The sequence below is a fragment of the Emergencia sp. 1XD21-10 genome (genome assembly GCF_009936045.1).
GTDB lineage: Bacteria > Bacillota > Clostridia > Peptostreptococcales > Anaerovoracaceae > Senimuribacter > Senimuribacter intestinalis.
On sequence record NZ_QWEQ01000006.1, the window covers coordinates 1 to 14,060 of the forward strand.

General features: G+C 41.0%; 24 protein-coding genes. All 24 read right to left on the reverse strand.

Going from position 1 to position 14,060, the window contains the following annotated elements; all coding sequences use genetic code 11:
* Nucleotides 1–203 precede the first annotated feature (203 nt).
* On the reverse strand, nt 204–1,196 hold the full coding sequence (locus D1151_RS04715; protein ID WP_161908147.1) for a major capsid protein: 993 nt from the start codon (nt 1,194–1,196) through the stop codon (nt 204–206).
* A 20-nt stretch (nt 1,197–1,216) separates the two neighbouring features.
* Nucleotides 1,217–1,837 (reverse strand): phage scaffolding protein, encoded by a 621-nt coding sequence (locus tag D1151_RS04720; protein ID WP_161908148.1) that lies wholly within the window; start codon nt 1,835–1,837, stop codon nt 1,217–1,219.
* A 152-nt stretch (nt 1,838–1,989) separates the two neighbouring features.
* Complete coding sequence (locus D1151_RS04725; protein ID WP_161908149.1) at nt 1,990–2,574, reverse strand: N-acetylmuramoyl-L-alanine amidase; 585 nt, start codon at nt 2,572–2,574, stop codon at nt 1,990–1,992.
* Nucleotides 2,575–2,584: 10 nt separating this feature from the next.
* Complete coding sequence (locus D1151_RS04730) at nt 2,585–2,908, reverse strand: hypothetical protein (RefSeq protein WP_207708616.1); 324 nt, start codon at nt 2,906–2,908, stop codon at nt 2,585–2,587.
* Complete coding sequence (locus D1151_RS04735; RefSeq protein ID WP_243151165.1) at nt 2,905–3,102, reverse strand: holin; 198 nt, start codon at nt 3,100–3,102, stop codon at nt 2,905–2,907. Before D1151_RS04735 ends, D1151_RS04730 begins: the two co-directional genes overlap by 4 nt.
* 34 nt (nt 3,103–3,136) lie before the next feature.
* On the reverse strand, nt 3,137–3,307 hold the full coding sequence (locus D1151_RS04740; RefSeq protein ID WP_161908152.1) for a hypothetical protein: 171 nt from the start codon (nt 3,305–3,307) through the stop codon (nt 3,137–3,139).
* On the reverse strand, nt 3,300–4,712 hold the full coding sequence (locus D1151_RS04745; protein WP_161908153.1) for a phage minor head protein: 1,413 nt from the start codon (nt 4,710–4,712) through the stop codon (nt 3,300–3,302). Before D1151_RS04745 ends, D1151_RS04740 begins: the two co-directional genes overlap by 8 nt.
* Nucleotides 4,705–6,147, reverse strand: a complete 1,443-nt coding sequence (locus D1151_RS04750) for a phage portal protein (RefSeq protein WP_161908154.1) — start codon at nt 6,145–6,147, stop codon at nt 4,705–4,707. The genes D1151_RS04745 and D1151_RS04750 overlap by 8 nt, the downstream gene beginning before the upstream one ends.
* Before the next feature lie 19 nt (nt 6,148–6,166).
* Nucleotides 6,167–7,420, reverse strand: a complete 1,254-nt coding sequence (locus D1151_RS04755) for a PBSX family phage terminase large subunit (RefSeq protein ID WP_161908155.1) — start codon at nt 7,418–7,420, stop codon at nt 6,167–6,169.
* A 124-nt stretch (nt 7,421–7,544) separates the two neighbouring features.
* A complete protein-coding gene (locus D1151_RS04760; protein WP_161908156.1) occupies nt 7,545–7,754 on the reverse strand; it encodes a hypothetical protein in 210 nt (69 codons plus the stop codon).
* Nucleotides 7,741–8,085: a hypothetical protein gene (locus D1151_RS04765; RefSeq protein ID WP_161908157.1), complete on the reverse strand. Its 345-nt coding sequence runs from the start codon at nt 8,083–8,085 to the stop codon at nt 7,741–7,743. Before D1151_RS04765 ends, D1151_RS04760 begins: the two co-directional genes overlap by 14 nt.
* Complete coding sequence (locus tag D1151_RS04770) at nt 8,072–8,527, reverse strand: terminase small subunit (RefSeq protein ID WP_161908158.1); 456 nt, start codon at nt 8,525–8,527, stop codon at nt 8,072–8,074. The genes D1151_RS04765 and D1151_RS04770 overlap by 14 nt, the downstream gene beginning before the upstream one ends.
* A gap of 224 nt (nt 8,528–8,751) precedes the next feature.
* Nucleotides 8,752–9,303, reverse strand: coding sequence for a hypothetical protein (locus tag D1151_RS04775; protein ID WP_161908159.1), 552 nt, complete (start codon nt 9,301–9,303; stop codon nt 8,752–8,754).
* Nucleotides 9,304–9,313: 10 nt separating this feature from the next.
* Nucleotides 9,314–9,628 (reverse strand): hypothetical protein, encoded by a 315-nt coding sequence (locus tag D1151_RS04780; protein WP_161908160.1) that lies wholly within the window; start codon nt 9,626–9,628, stop codon nt 9,314–9,316.
* A 127-nt stretch (nt 9,629–9,755) separates the two neighbouring features.
* On the reverse strand, nt 9,756–10,058 hold the full coding sequence (locus D1151_RS04785; protein WP_161908161.1) for a hypothetical protein: 303 nt from the start codon (nt 10,056–10,058) through the stop codon (nt 9,756–9,758).
* Nucleotides 10,055–10,201: a hypothetical protein gene (locus D1151_RS04790; RefSeq protein WP_161908162.1), complete on the reverse strand. Its 147-nt coding sequence runs from the start codon at nt 10,199–10,201 to the stop codon at nt 10,055–10,057. The genes D1151_RS04785 and D1151_RS04790 overlap by 4 nt, the downstream gene beginning before the upstream one ends.
* Nucleotides 10,202–10,203: 2 nt before the next feature.
* Nucleotides 10,204–10,422 carry a hypothetical protein gene (locus D1151_RS04795; protein WP_161908163.1) on the reverse strand — a complete coding sequence of 73 codons (219 nt, stop codon included), beginning with the start codon at nt 10,420–10,422 and terminating at the stop codon, nt 10,204–10,206.
* On the reverse strand, nt 10,419–11,111 hold the full coding sequence (locus D1151_RS04800) for a site-specific DNA-methyltransferase (RefSeq protein WP_202620382.1): 693 nt from the start codon (nt 11,109–11,111) through the stop codon (nt 10,419–10,421). The genes D1151_RS04795 and D1151_RS04800 overlap by 4 nt, the downstream gene beginning before the upstream one ends.
* 63 nt (nt 11,112–11,174) lie before the next feature.
* Entirely contained in the window at nt 11,175–11,465 is a 291-nt protein-coding gene (locus D1151_RS04805; protein ID WP_161908164.1) for a hypothetical protein, read from the reverse strand.
* On the reverse strand, nt 11,419–11,886 hold the full coding sequence (locus D1151_RS04810; protein WP_161908165.1) for a hypothetical protein: 468 nt from the start codon (nt 11,884–11,886) through the stop codon (nt 11,419–11,421). Before D1151_RS04810 ends, D1151_RS04805 begins: the two co-directional genes overlap by 47 nt.
* Nucleotides 11,846–12,394 (reverse strand): replicative helicase loader/inhibitor, encoded by a 549-nt coding sequence (locus tag D1151_RS04815; protein ID WP_161908166.1) that lies wholly within the window; start codon nt 12,392–12,394, stop codon nt 11,846–11,848. Before D1151_RS04815 ends, D1151_RS04810 begins: the two co-directional genes overlap by 41 nt.
* A complete protein-coding gene (locus tag D1151_RS04820; RefSeq protein WP_161908167.1) occupies nt 12,387–12,917 on the reverse strand; it encodes a hypothetical protein in 531 nt (176 codons plus the stop codon). Before D1151_RS04820 ends, D1151_RS04815 begins: the two co-directional genes overlap by 8 nt.
* Entirely contained in the window at nt 12,910–13,740 is an 831-nt protein-coding gene (locus tag D1151_RS16635; RefSeq protein ID WP_202620383.1) for a hypothetical protein, read from the reverse strand. Before D1151_RS16635 ends, D1151_RS04820 begins: the two co-directional genes overlap by 8 nt.
* Before the next feature lie 4 nt (nt 13,741–13,744).
* Nucleotides 13,745–14,059, reverse strand: coding sequence for a hypothetical protein (locus D1151_RS04830; protein WP_161908168.1), 315 nt, complete (start codon nt 14,057–14,059; stop codon nt 13,745–13,747).
* Between the last annotated feature and the right edge of the window lies 1 nt (nt 14,060).

The window sequence follows — 14,060 nt, forward strand, 5'->3', positions numbered from 1 at the left end:
AGCAGGTGTAACAGAATATCCTTTGTGATTTTTAAACCATTCCACCATTCTTCCTTCTTCGATTTCTGCCATTCCGTGTGCAAACTGGACTCCGCCTGCGCCAATTCCGCAAAAATCTGGATTTGTTTTTGTTTTAACAATGTATTTCTTTGCCATTTTAATCACCTTCCTGTTAAATCAGGGCGGCAGCGCCGCCCCATAAATTAAACAATTTTAACGTTTCTAAGAACACCTGCGTGCTGTGTGTTTTTCAATACTGTTGCTGCAACCATTTCAACTTCACCGTCTTTTACTGCACCTGGATCTTTGAAATTCGGAATATACTGCGTGATTGCACTATCCCCTGTCAAAGATGCCGCATGGAAGCCGTCATTTACATCGAATTTAACAGCATAAATATCTGTCAGACCATCAACATTAGTTCCGCCAAGTTCTCTGGACAAGCCCGCTTTTACAACGCTGTTTGCGACAGCCGCACCATCGTTTACGGTGTAATGATTGCCTAAATCCATCAATCTAACGCCGTCCATTGTGGTTACCTTTTTGCCGAAAGCTTCTTCGGATTCTGTTTTGTAACCAAGGATTCTGGCAACAGTCTGAATCTTGGTAATCATAGATGTGTTCATCAGCAGAGCATCGGCACTTGTGGTTCTAATAAGAACCTGCAGGGATTCATAGAACTGATCTGCATTTTCTTTTAATTTTCCAATGTCGGAAATGTCGAGGACGGAATCTGTGTTAAATTCAGTCGTTGTACCTGCAAGCAGCTTGTCTAATCCGTCAAATTCTTCGGTATCAGTGGTTGCATCGCCGTTGATTAGGGTATAATGGAGTAATGAAATGGCTGACTTGATTTTCTCTTCCATCTGGAAAGCCATGTTATTGTACTTACCTTCTGCCTGCTTCAGGACTCTGTCCATAGAGAACTTACCTCCGAAGATTTTCAGATCAGCAGATTTCTGTTCCAAAGTTGCTTCGTTTGCGGTGTATTCGGTATTCAGCGCACGGAATGTTGCAATTGATGGCAGCTTTTTCTGCATATAGGTATATGTAAGGGTACTGCCGCCCTGAGGAGAAACACAGTTGTCAAAGTTTAACAACTGTAAAATCTCGGAATTCCTGAGGAATACGTCTACAACCTGCTGTGCTACTTTGTTAGACATTCCCTCTTTCATGTCTTTTAATGTCATTGCCATGATTATCACCTTCTCTTTCTCTATTCTTCTTCATATTCCATCTGAATCGCCTGTGCTAAGCTGGTTGGCTCAGTGTCTCTGTCTTCATCGCCTTCAGGTAGTCTATTTTCTTCGAATTTTTTAGTTCTACCCTTCGAGTCAAACATTGATGGGAACTGTGCCTTTAAGCCTTTGATTCTGTCTTCCCAGCCTTTGATATTGTCATTCTCATCAAGTTCTAAGGACTCTCCCTTTTCTTTCAAACTTTCGTGCAGCTTGTATGTTAAATAGTCAACATCCACAGCGTTTTCAGAAAGCAAAGCCACCTTGATTGCAGATTTTAGCTTGATTTCTGCATTCTCTTCCTGCAATGTCTTAATCTGGCTTTCATAAGTTGTGATTTTGCCCTGAAGTTCATCGTCGCCCTTTGTGCCTTTCTTCAATTCTTCAATCAGCTTGTTTGCCGTGCTTAGTTCTGCGTCTTTGCCTTTCAGGGACTCGGTTAGAGCGTCATACTTCCCCTTCCCTACATATTCACCGCCTGAAAGATTCGCAAGTTTAACCTGCTTTTCTTTGTTGGCTTCATTGCCATTCCAACTGTTGATTGCTTCGCTAATCTTGTCAAAGAGATCGTCGCCTAAAATTTCTTTTAAGAATTCCATTTCTTTTTCCTTTCTTTGCTTCGTTATTAAATGCGGTATCTCCCGCTGCAGAATCAGTTTAAACGCCTTGATTCAGGGCTATCAGGCAGCTTTTAAACGTCATTCAGCCGTTTTGGACAATAAAAAAACCACGCTTTTGCGTGGCATCTAACTTATTCGTGTTTTTCGGCGTATTTAATCAGTGCTTTGGCAATCGCCTGACCGTATGACTTTAGTTCCTTGTCTGTGTCAAAACCCTTGCGGTCAACAATGTTGTCCACAAAACCACATTCCACCAGCACAGACACACCTTTTGGTGGCGTGTTGATAAAGTACAAGTCATTGCTATACTTCACACCACGACTGTTCTGTCCAATCTTCTTTAAGTTGGCAAGAATGCTGTTCCCTAATTCTGTCCCTAGTGTTTTTCTGTCGCCTGACTTGTTTGTTACCCAGACTTCTGCACCATCGCCGCCGCCAGCGTTGAAGTGTATATCCACGCTTACAGTGCGGTATCTGCCCTGATAGGATTGGATTTTCCGCCCCTGCTCTGCAAGGGTGTAGCCGCTAACTTTCCTTTCGCTGTAATCAACTTTCCACGCCCGCTTATCTGATGGAGTTTTCATCAAATAATCATAGCAAGCCTTTGTCACTTTTTTAGCCAGTTCCAATTCAACAAATTTGCCGTTCACGGCTCCTTTGTCCGCTCCGCTTCCGTGACCGTGTGACAAGAATAATATAATTGGCTTCTTCGCCATATCACACCTCCTAAAAGATTCTATCTTGAATTTCTTCCCTGAGTTCTTTCATTTTTTCCACACCATTTCCATCAATAAAATGATTCAGCAGTGCCAAATTGACACGCATGTTTTCCCTCGTCAATTCTTTGATGTCTGTTATCTCCTGCTTATCATTTCCGAGAAATGTATCGTGTGCGTCAAGCCGTTTTTCACATTCTGTGATACGTTCTATCAATCGCCTGAAAGGAGAACATAGCTGCATAATCACCTTGACGCCCCCGGCGACAACCGCCAGCGCACCAAACAGCGCCAGAATGGTTGAAATAGTAATCTGAATGTCGTTATTCATCATACTTCCTCGCTTTCTACTTCTGGCAACCCTTTCAGACTGGTAAGCAACGATAGAATACCCGCTAACACCGCAGCGCTTGCCACTGTCATCCAGCTTACTTCTTCTAAAACCATGCTGGTTCCGACCATCGCAGCCGCCGTCTGAGCCATTGTTTTGACGGCTCTAATACTTGCTGCCTTAATCCATTTTTTCATATTTTCACCTCTTTCTTTGCATAAAAAGAGAACCTCATTCAAGGTTCTCCATGTCATTTATAGATTCACATTCTTTCAAAACTCCTGCTTCTTTCAGGATTTTTTCAAATTCTACATCGTAGTATTCAACCTCTTCTTTCGTTAGAGGTTCCCCTTTACCAATTTGTACAGCTTTTGGAATCCCCTTCTTCAATTCTTCACTCATCTACTTCCTCCAACAATATATGCGTGATTCCATTCCGTTTAACCATCTTGATAACTCTAAATGTCGTTCCTCTTTCAAATATGACTTCGGCTTCGGAGGGATTCAGCGCAGATATGTCTTTTCCTTTCTTGGAGTTTCTAATGTATATCTGCACCTGTCCATCTGGGTTATACACTTCTCCTTTGGTGGTCGAAAGATACTCTTTGTATGTAATCATACCGTTAATCGAATAAGCCGCCAAGAATGAATTTATAGCCTCTTCTGACATGAAGTATAATGACCTTGAAAGATTTCCCTTATAGGTATCCAGCTTCTTTAGTGCAGAATCTAACTCAATTGTAAACTTTGCTTCTTCAGGTGTCAACTGCTTATAATTTCTTAACTTATCGTTAATCACGTAAGATTTGGCGCCCATATAATCAATAATAGATTTTTGATCCGTTTCTGTGAGTGGACTTATCTTCAAGTATCTTTGCTTGAAATCTTCAAAGTTTTCCGTCTTATCCAGCCCGAAGTATCCTGCTCTTTCTTGCAATGTCTTTAATTCCGCATCATCTAACGCCCATCTTGCCCGTTGCAGCAATGCACAACGACAATTGACTACCTCAGCAGCGCCGCCAGCAGGATCTGAGGGGAACATCATGCCGTTGGAAAACTTCTCTTCCAATTCTCTGATTTCTCCATCAACAAGGGCGTGCGAATCTCTGGTTCTTGCGTCTAAAGTAGCATCCCATTGTTTCACAACGTCCGCCCCGGCTTTCTTTGCTGCATGTTGGGCATCCCATGCAGCCCTGCACTGCACTCCGTGACCTTCTGTTCGGGCTATTCTCATCGCCCGGTTGAAGCCAACGTTGGAATCAGATGCAATATTTCTGGCAATGTGCTTATACTCATACGCCGATGCTATCCCTCTGGAAACATTGTTTGCAATACGCTTTTTCAGAAATTCCACATCTTCACCCAGCTTCTTATATAGCTTTTCACTGATGTTCGTACTGTGACGCATCGCATCAATCACTTTTTTTTGGTCTATTGGCAGAATCAGCGGAATACCCTGACCATGCAGATCATACATAGTGCCGATGAAGCCGGTTTGATATCCATTCTTCATGTAATCTGCAATAGAGTCATACTGATTTGATGCTAAATCCTTCAAAAAGGTATCAATCTGTTTTTTCAGCGATTCTTGGTATTTCTTCTGATAAATCTGAGATTGCAATATTGACTTTTGGATTTCGTCAAGTGCTTCAAAATCCTTTAGGAGAACGCTAATTTTTCCATTGATAATTTTCAGTTTATTAGTTATGTCTTGCGCAGCCTTGCCATAAATGGCTTTCAGCCGCTTCAGCATATATTCTTCTGCTTTCAACTTGGCTTTTTCAACTTCAATCTGTTTTTTATTCATCCAGCAGACCTTCCGCATTTGTTAAATCATTAACAGCATCGTCAGGATTAGGCAGTTTATCTTTGATTTCATCATAATCTATGTCCAATTGCTCACAGATTAACTCCATCATCGTTTTATTGTCGATATATGATGCCAAATCCAGCAGAATATTAATTTCTACTTGTCGTTTCTGAGTTTCTGTCAGCTTGTTCTGTACATTTTCCTGCATATTAGCAGGGATTTCACGGGTAAAGTCAAAGTATACATCTTTAATCTGATAATCAGTACCATCCATCAAATTGACCTCATCCAAAACGACTTTCACAAGCTGCTGAAGGAATTGCTTCAGTCTGATTTCAAGTTTGTTGCATTTGAGATCTAATAAGGTGTATGCAAACTTGATTGCAATGTTTGTCGTGGCAGAAGTATCCTTCAACGCATTGATATTGACTGCAAATCCAAACCTGTAAATGTTTTTTTCATCCAGTTCAAGCTTTTCCTTTCTTGCTTCGAATGGGATATCTACAACCTTGAAGTCAACGCCGCCATCTTCATCAACTCCAATGTGCTTCTTAGTCTTAATGTTCTGAATAAGTTCTTCCATGCTGTCGCCCTGAAACCCTCTTGCGACAACGATATATTCAGCTGCATCCTGAATATTGTTCGACATTCCGCATGCCATTAAGTCATAATCGTCTATCAGAGCCTTGATTGGATGCAGATCCGAGACCTGTTTTTTATTGTTATCCATTCTGAAGAAAGGGATAAAGCCACATGAATTATAGTAAATGGTAGAATCGTCATCTTTGGTGAATGTCTTGTGAGGTCTAACGGCTTTCCCATGGTAACACTTATCTTCTACGATTCCTGCGCTTCCATTTTGTACAAAGAAATATGTGTTTTCTTCGTCAACAACCTGAATACGCTTGATTTTTTTGTTATTTTTGTCGATTTTCTCAACATACCAATAGATGATATAATCTTTTCCATCGCTGGTATATCTTGATTCCACTTCAACCACTCCCAGCGCATCCGCACACTGAAATGCCGTTGTTCCATCTTCTTTTGTATAAGCGTAGAGATATCCGAATCCCATTTGCATAACGCCTGAAACCAAGTCGTACAATTCCGCTGTGAAATCCGTGTTGTAATTGAAATACTCGTCTAATTTAGCCTGCAAATTAGTGTTATCTGATTTGACAAATGCGTCTTTGCCTGACAGCATGTACTGCGCAGCCTGATCCACTATTTCCAAAAAGAACGGGTGTGGAATCTTTATATTGGATCTGTATGTATCCTCTACAAGATCACCGCTTGCGTTGTAGTAAAACAGTTTGTATTTTGAAATATCGTGTTCAGCTTCATAGTACTTCTTGCCTGTTTTAGCAAGCCTTTTCTTCATGCTGGCTGCATCATCATCTATGAATTTTTTGATTTCTGCTAATGTAAGCATACAAGCCCCTTTCTTGTGATTAAAGCAACCACTGCTTTTCTTTTCGCCACCCCTCAATGCCATATCTCAGGGCTGCCATCGCATCATCCTGAAACGGAACAGGCGTATCAAGGTATTCACCGGTTCTATCGTCCTTTTTCCATTTCCACTGTTGCAATTCTTTGATGGTATTTGTACAGTGAGGATGCACGTATATTTTTCGCCGCACGACTTTGTCCTTGCTAACAACACCTTTTAGCCAGTCAATCTGTGCTTTTACAGAGTTCTGTTCTTTCTTTACAGCTTTAGCCCTGTAGCCCGCTTTCTTCCACATCTTTATTCTGTCAGGTTCAGCTGAATCACAGTACATATCCTTGTTTTTTGGAATGCTGTGTTCCACTGCTAACGGGATAATCTCAGCCGTGTCCATGTCGTGCACATAAATTTCGTCCAGAATGTAGATGTTATCGTCCTTGATTCCCAGCAGCAGAATGGCATTAGCATGGTTAAATCCAAAATCCTGACCTATCGCTATATCGTCATAATCGCCTAAGTTCTGGCTAATCTCTTCGATTTCCCAGTTATGCAGAATCAGACCGCCGATTTCTCCCCATTCTCCCAATCCATAGATTCTATATCCTTCTGGATCGACTTCTTTACGCCGTTCCATTCTGCGCAAATACGCATCGTCAATGAATCTGTTCATCAAATAGGTGGAATGATGAGTCAAAACATCAGGATCTTGTCTATCGAAGAAATTCTTCTTGAGCCAGTGGTTTTTATTCACCGGGTTGAAAGTCATTCTGATTTGATAAAACTGCCCTGCTGGAAGTTCCCCTCTCAAACGGTCATCTATGATTTCAAAGTCTGCCTGTGTCAGTTCAGTTGCTTCTTCTATCCATACATCCGTTAGCTTTCCCATCTGAAACGTGATTGATTTCAGCTTTTCACGTTGCTTATCGTCATTCATGCCCCTGAAGATTATCTGATTCCCGTTTGCCCTACAAGTAATATTGAGCGGGCTCAATTTTATGTCCCAATACCTTTCGGACATATTTCCGAACATACGATAAATAGCACCTGTCAACTCTGCATAGGTGCTGTCACGGTTTGTTATGTCTGACTTTCTGATGCAAACAAGATTCCTGCCTTTGTCCTGCATGAGTCGCAATATGTAGTTTTGCGCCGTGTCCATGCTCTTGCCAGATCCAGCAGATCCTTTCATAACGATATACCGTAATTGGCTCCGATTGACCTCACGGAAGCAAGGATTAGATTTTAGCATTATGTTCATGTTGTCATATCCTCGTCAATTTGCTATTGTGGTCTTCTCATCGTTTGATGTGTCGTATTTATTCGCTTTATCGATAACTTGACAGTAAGTAAAATAAAAAAGGCTTCACGAGCCCATGAGAGTTTCATTCAAATTTTTGCGTTTCGTCCAGCCGTCTGCAATTTCTCTGCTTGCATCTGTGAGTTGCCATCAAACCGGCTGTCAGAACTCCCTGATGGTATTTGCAGTAAGCCGACGGATAATATGTCCAATTCCCATCAATGCACCTGTACTGATATTTCCTGCGCTTCCCTTTAGGGATTGGCGTTTTTCTTTTCTTCTTATGCTTCTTCATAGCGCATCAGCATCCTTAAACGCCTTGAATATCTTTGGTGACTGAATGGCAAACCAATCAGTGATTGATTCATCACATCCCCACGCATCGGATGTGCCGCTATTGACCCAAAGTCCTGATTCATAAAAAAAGCATGAAGTATTTCATGCCGCACAACTTTCCTTTTGTAGTTTTCCATATCCTGTAAACTATTTTTCGAAACCTCAAAATGCCCTATCTTGATTGTTTTAGTGCTACCGTCCATGCTGCCGTCAGCATCATCAGGCATACTTTGTTCAGGCATATCAAACAGAATTGTGTATTCGGTTCCAAGAACATCAACCTTTATCATTTTCTGTATCTCCGTAATCTATTGTAATATGAAGTTCTGTGTCAATCTCCGCCTCTATCTTGTCAGTATAAAGTCCATATCTCTTACCTAACAGTTCAGCAGCCTTTAGTCTATCTTTTTCCGATGGTGCTTTAGTCATCGTTCTGGCTTCACTCATTCCATCGCCGATTCCTTCAATAACAATCTCTGTAGATTGGCTTTCCCCACGAAGAACAGATGTTAAATACTTTAAAACTTCATTCTGCCCTGCAATCAGTTCAGACTCTTTTTCTGCCATGCGCTGGCTAATATACGCTTCAACTTGAGGTTTTTTGAGGTTGTCGGCTCCGGTTCGATATGCCGTCTTTCTTGAATAACCCGCCCTTATAGCCGCTTGTGTCGCATTCAGGTCAATCAGGTACTCATCACAAAATCTCTGTTGTTTCGCCGTTAATTTTGCCATGCTCTGCTCCTTTCTGTGAAATTGAAACACCCACACCGAATTATAACAGTGTGGGTATGAAGGAAAAAATCTGAAAGAGTGACGAATTGCCCTGCTCTTACAATCTACATCATAGCACGGATTTTGGAATAATGTTATACAACTTTATACAACTTTATACAAAAATGTCACAGCAGATACAAAGATATACAATTGTTTGCATTTTAGTACAAAACAAATGCCTATTATTCCAGCATCTTGTAAAGTTCTGCAATTTCTATATTAAGGTTTAAAATTTCATCATTTGCATCTGAAAAAAGATTACCGCTTTGGGTTTTAAGTTCTTCTTCGGTTTTTGTATCTATTTTTGACTCAAGCTGTGCAATTTTTTCCCTTATTGCATTTACTTCTTTTTCATTTGCTGCCAAAAGTTTGCCATTTTCATTCCAGTGCGGCATCCATGAGTGTGCTACCGTCTCTTTTGGGGCTACAATATCAGCAACTCCCCAACCTTTATACATGATATCTAGATTTTTGTAATAGTCATGCGCCTTCTCTCTGCTGCCGATAAATCCAATATGCTTACAATCTCCAACAACCATATACAGGTCTGTATTGTTCGTGAAAGATGTAGCATAGTTTCCGTTTGTCGCTGCTTCTTTTTTATTGATCTCGTTTTCCAACAACTTAACTATATAATTACTAAGGGTGCGTCCATCAGCCTCTGCAAGTTCTTGTGCTCTTGCCTTGATTGACGGTTGGATTTTAATCTGTATTCTATCGGTTTTCTTTTCCATGTTGTACGCCTTATCTTTCATATTTATTTTTATGTGAGTTGCCTGTTACTGCAAGACAGGAAATGAAGCACTTCCAACGTTCCATAGCGCTTTTATCTTTTTTATCCGCTACTCTGCTGAACATTTCGATGATATCACCTGCATATTCTTCGTTTTTGATTGCTTCAATGTTATTTAAAAAACTTAACGCTCTCTGGATATGCACAGGATTATTTCCATCATATTGCTGATCATTGATAAAAAAATCATGCATTTCTGTTAATGTATCAATAACGATCTTCTGAATTTCTTCTGCCCATGCAATCTGTTTTTCGGTTCCTCTCATTGTTCTTGTTTCCTTTCCGTTCTTTATTGTATCTTTATTATACTAAAAGGTGTGTACCTTGTCAATACTTTTTTATTTTTTATAAAGAAAAAGCCCCTAGTGCAGATCAGGGCTTAATCTTTGCAATTTATACTGTCATGCTGTCTATGGCTTTAGTGCACATTGCGGCAACTTGTATCGCTTCTCTGGCAACTTCAATCATGTAACCTCTCAGTATGGCAATTTCCTCTTTTCCATTACAATCATTTCTAACGTCACTCCAAAACTGTTCCAGATGGACTTTTGCGCTGTCCATCGCATCCTGCGTTTCTTCCACTTCCTCAAGGATGACAGCGTATGCTTCATGATTGCTTTGGAACATTGGATGCACTTTGTTTGCTTCCTCCAGTTCCTTTTTTATCAGTCTGTTAATTTCATTTACTCCTGTCACCGTTCTTGCTCCTTATCATTTATTTTTATTAATGCAGGTATTAGCATCACCCATAGGCACCATGCGCTACCAGTTTCCATCATTCCCACAATCGCTGCCGCCGCGGTTGATATCCATGCAGCGGTATATGCTAAATATACCATGTTTATACCTCCCCTCCGTCCATCTTCGCCCCGCAGCGGGGGCAAAGAAATGTTTCACCAATTTTGATAGGAGTTTTCCCCAATCTGTTTTCTTTTTCCATTTCAGCAAATATTTCTCTCATTTTCCTATTTGTCTTCACGGTGGAAATTGCGCTTGTCACATAAGCTACAGTCAAAACTACAATTCCGATTATGGGTATCATCTCAATAATAATTTTCATGCTTCACTTATCCTTTCTTCTGCAATTTTAAAGTACTCCTTTTCACGCTCTATGCCTATAAAATATCTTCCTGTTCTTACGCACGCAACACCTGTGCTTCCTGACCCCATAAATGGGTCTAATATCACATCTCCTGCATTGCTGTGTCTGAGTATTAGTTCAGTGAGAACTGATTGCGATTTTTGGCATGGATGATATCGCTTAAATCCACCGCCGCTTTCGGATGGGTATCGGATGACGCTGCCGTCATATTTATCACTCTGGCGGTTGAACGTCCATTTCTCGCCCGGTTTAACAAACCAAGATGCAATCTCTATGTTTGATATGTAGCGTCTATCCCGGTTTCTTGGCATAGGGTTTGTTTTCTCCCAAATGATTTTATCCTTGAAGATCAAATCAGACATAACATCCTGCAACGCCGAATACTGCTCAAAAGAATGAAATGTTATGAAACTACCGCCTTTTCTGATTTTAGCCTGCAGGCTGGCTATGATTGTAATATCAAAATCCTTGTCCCACTCCCCAAAATCAAGACCTATTCGGTTCCTTCGGTCTTTCATCGTCTGGAAATTTCCATCTCTTGAAATCATAAAAGGGATGTCGGTCAGGATCAAATCGACGCTATTATCAGGAATTTCATTGAGGTAATCTAAAAAGTCACCGCTGAACAGCTTAACCATGGTTTTCATCTTCTGCCTCCTCATATATCAATCACGAATTTCTTGTGACTTTACAAGAAATCTCATATAAGTTTAATCATTATCCACTGCGTCAAGCAGTTCTTTCACATCAATGCCAGCCATTTCTTTAGTTTCTCTTATTAAGCCGCCGACCGTGTTTGTTGTGCCCACTTCACCCATAAGGGCAATGTATGCTTCCACAAATTCTGCGATTTGCTCATCTTCCCATTCATATACAGTCTTCAGCGTCCTTATCATTACCGCAAGATTCAGGTAATTAGTCGTTTTTACAATCTCAAACGGCGTTTTGGTCGGTCTATGCGTTCTCGGTTTCTTCTTTTTCTTTGCTCTCGGTACACTCATCAGCTTTTTCCCTTTCTTTCAGTATTTTTTGCACATGCAACAGTGCCCTGCCGTGGATTGTCGTTACCCATGAATAAGACTTACCCATCATGTCAGCAATCTCAGTAAAATCCTTGTACTGCACATAGATTTTATGGAGAACATCATATTCTGCGGCTTCAAGGATCTCTATTGTCGCTATAACCTCTTTTCTGATGGCAATTAAGTATGCCACAGAATTGTTAATATCCTGCTCAATTGAAACATACCGACATACTGCATCAGCCATTTTCTGCTTATTCCCTGATGACTGCACCCTTTCACCCTCCGAATATGTGCTTGTATTTTTTGCTACTGTTTTCCAGTGCTCAGCTTCAGCCGTCTTATTGGCAATCATTATGTCAATCTTTCGAATCTGGCGCAGGTATTCTTTCGCATTCATATCCCAATTGCTCTCCTTTCTGGATCTGTTCAATTCGTTGCTGCAGGGATGCAGGAATGAGGGCTTTCTTTTGCTTTCTCTCTACAAGCTGTTCGAAAATCATTCTGAAATTCGCCCTGTCCGCCGTTGTGTTTTCGGATCTACACAATTCCATGTAGCCAATTCTGTTTACCGTTTCGGCTGTTATATCGTCCATGCTTGCCAGCGCCGCAACCGGGTTATAGCAACCATATTTTCTGATGGCATTCATAACTTGCGCCCAACCATCAGACCAAAGCGCTGTATCTCCGTTCATGATGCTGGCAGACATTTCCCTGATATCTGCGATGGTAGGAGCCCACTTACTAGTAACTATCCATTTGTCAAAGGCAGCACTGGCAGCATTGTAAGGGATATCCTGCAGGTTTCTAAACCACAGTTCCATTGCCTGACTGTTGGGGAACAGCTTTTCGTTCGCATATGCCGTCTTAATAGCAGCTGTAAGAACTCCAAATTCCTGTTTATTCATTCCTGAACAACCCCTTCAAAAGTCTTTCGTTCATGCCTTTATAAACTTCAAGTTGAGCTTTGATTCTCTCCCGTTCGATGTTGTCTCCACAAGGAATTTCTTTGACTACTTCCACCTCTTTGATTACTTCTTTTTCGATAACCTGTTGGCTAATGCCAAGTGATTCTGCAACTAACGCCATGATTTCAGCGTATTCTTCATCCGTAAGTTTCCTGATAAAGTTTGTTAAGTACTTGTCATAGCTATATTGCAATTTTGCACTGTTTGCATGCATTCTTCCCTTGCAGTTCACATGGATATCGCAGTATCCATTATCTTCATCCTGTAAGATTACAACTGTGCATATACTCCCTTGGTCTGATAGAATAATCACTTCTCTTATTGTTCCATTTGAGAATTCGCATTCCCATATTTCGCCTGCTCTGCTCATTCGCTTTTCCTCTCTTTCAATGTTCCTAAACGCTTCATATGCTGTTCTATCCAGCAGATGTGTAGAGCCTTTGATAAAATCAACTCTATTCATTTTCGCCACCTGCCCATTCTGCCATCATGCGGTAAGAATCATCCAACATTTCAGCTGCTTTACTTTTTCTGCCTGTATAAGACAACCTATTGTCATAATTACCATCAAGGATTTTGGCTAAATTTGCATCTTTGATAATCCAGTCAAAGTTCGCTTGCCAGTTTCGATTGTTCTGCCCCCTTAAAAAGTCACTGGCTTCAGCTTTCCTGAATGCCTCTAGCAGATCATCTTCCGAATAGCTATTCAGCCTTGCTTTAATCGCTTTTTTCCTTGCATCAGATAAGGATCTGACAGCAGGAAGAGATGGGCAAAGGGTATTGTAAGCATCTCTGATACCGTTATAATCTACTCTTCCCTTACCTTCCCTTATCTCTCCTATACTACTCTTACCTATACTATCCTGTGTTGCCAGTTGGTTGTCATCTGGTTGCCAAGCGGTTGCCAGTTGGTTGTCTTCTGCTGAATCCGTTAAAATTTCAATGGATTCGGTGTAACTTCCATTCCCTTTTAGTACTAATAGTGACATTTCTTCTTGATACTGAGTTGGGCTATATCTGTCTTTTCGCAACAGATTATGCATGCGCCAGTGCTTAACAACGACAACTCCACTTTCAAATGCCAGAACAAACCTTTTAGCAATCAGTAATTTCAAATCGTCATCCGATGCCCCAATCATTCGCTGAATTTTTTTAGGATTGTTTACGAAACCATCGTCATCCGCTCTCATGTTCAGGTGAAAATAAAGCGCCTGCGTCGTGAGTGGCATATCTAAAAATGCGTCAGAATCAATTATTTTCTTTGTAAACATTCTGCGTTCAGCCATAGTGTCAGTCCCTTCCGTATTCTCTGAACGCTTCTTCCCGTTCTGCTCTAAATGCACAAACATCATCTGTTGCTGCTAATTCTGGATAAAGTCTTTGCACTCTGCGTCTGCATCTGCCGACTGTTTCCATTGACGGCAGCCCCCACTTACTCATACAGCGCAGCACATCAGCAAACGGAAATCCGCAAATATTGCAGCCTACTTCTTCGCCGCAGTACTTTGTCACTTCGATATAAAGCAGGTTGTCGCTGCTTCGGGTTTCTGGATGTTTTTCAAGAATTTTTTTCACGATGTCGGTTGTCGTTTTCAAGTTTTCCATG

Bases quoted from the DNA above. Each gene is read 5' to 3' on its own strand.
- D1151_RS04715 (WP_161908147.1), bottom strand. From the start codon at position 1,196: ATGGCAATGACATTAAAAGACATGAAAGAGGGAATGTCTAACAAAGTA.
- D1151_RS04720 (WP_161908148.1), bottom strand. From the start codon at position 1,837: ATGGAATTCTTAAAAGAAATTTTAGGCGACGATCTCTTTGACAAGATT.
- D1151_RS04725 (WP_161908149.1), bottom strand. From the start codon at position 2,574: ATGGCGAAGAAGCCAATTATATTATTCTTGTCACACGGTCACGGAAGC.
- D1151_RS04730 (WP_207708616.1), bottom strand. From the start codon at position 2,908: ATGATGAATAACGACATTCAGATTACTATTTCAACCATTCTGGCGCTG.
- D1151_RS04735 (WP_243151165.1), bottom strand. From the start codon at position 3,102: ATGAAAAAATGGATTAAGGCAGCAAGTATTAGAGCCGTCAAAACAATG.
- D1151_RS04740 (WP_161908152.1), bottom strand. From the start codon at position 3,307: ATGAGTGAAGAATTGAAGAAGGGGATTCCAAAAGCTGTACAAATTGGT.
- D1151_RS04745 (WP_161908153.1), bottom strand. From the start codon at position 4,712: ATGAATAAAAAACAGATTGAAGTTGAAAAAGCCAAGTTGAAAGCAGAA.
- D1151_RS04750 (WP_161908154.1), bottom strand. From the start codon at position 6,147: ATGCTTACATTAGCAGAAATCAAAAAATTCATAGATGATGATGCAGCC.
- D1151_RS04755 (WP_161908155.1), bottom strand. From the start codon at position 7,420: ATGAACATAATGCTAAAATCTAATCCTTGCTTCCGTGAGGTCAATCGG.
- D1151_RS04760 (WP_161908156.1), bottom strand. From the start codon at position 7,754: ATGAAGAAGCATAAGAAGAAAAGAAAAACGCCAATCCCTAAAGGGAAG.
- D1151_RS04765 (WP_161908157.1), bottom strand. From the start codon at position 8,085: ATGATAAAGGTTGATGTTCTTGGAACCGAATACACAATTCTGTTTGAT.
- D1151_RS04770 (WP_161908158.1), bottom strand. From the start codon at position 8,527: ATGGCAAAATTAACGGCGAAACAACAGAGATTTTGTGATGAGTACCTG.
- D1151_RS04775 (WP_161908159.1), bottom strand. From the start codon at position 9,303: ATGGAAAAGAAAACCGATAGAATACAGATTAAAATCCAACCGTCAATC.
- D1151_RS04780 (WP_161908160.1), bottom strand. From the start codon at position 9,628: ATGAGAGGAACCGAAAAACAGATTGCATGGGCAGAAGAAATTCAGAAG.
- D1151_RS04790 (WP_161908162.1), bottom strand. From the start codon at position 10,201: ATGGTATATTTAGCATATACCGCTGCATGGATATCAACCGCGGCGGCA.
- D1151_RS04795 (WP_161908163.1), bottom strand. From the start codon at position 10,422: ATGAAAATTATTATTGAGATGATACCCATAATCGGAATTGTAGTTTTG.
- D1151_RS04800 (WP_202620382.1), bottom strand. From the start codon at position 11,111: ATGAAAACCATGGTTAAGCTGTTCAGCGGTGACTTTTTAGATTACCTC.
- D1151_RS04805 (WP_161908164.1), bottom strand. From the start codon at position 11,465: ATGAGTGTACCGAGAGCAAAGAAAAAGAAGAAACCGAGAACGCATAGA.
- D1151_RS04810 (WP_161908165.1), bottom strand. From the start codon at position 11,886: ATGAATGCGAAAGAATACCTGCGCCAGATTCGAAAGATTGACATAATG.
- D1151_RS04815 (WP_161908166.1), bottom strand. From the start codon at position 12,394: ATGAATAAACAGGAATTTGGAGTTCTTACAGCTGCTATTAAGACGGCA.
- D1151_RS04820 (WP_161908167.1), bottom strand. From the start codon at position 12,917: ATGAATAGAGTTGATTTTATCAAAGGCTCTACACATCTGCTGGATAGA.
- D1151_RS16635 (WP_202620383.1), bottom strand. From the start codon at position 13,740: ATGGCTGAACGCAGAATGTTTACAAAGAAAATAATTGATTCTGACGCA.
- D1151_RS04830 (WP_161908168.1), bottom strand. From the start codon at position 14,059: ATGGAAAACTTGAAAACGACAACCGACATCGTGAAAAAAATTCTTGAA.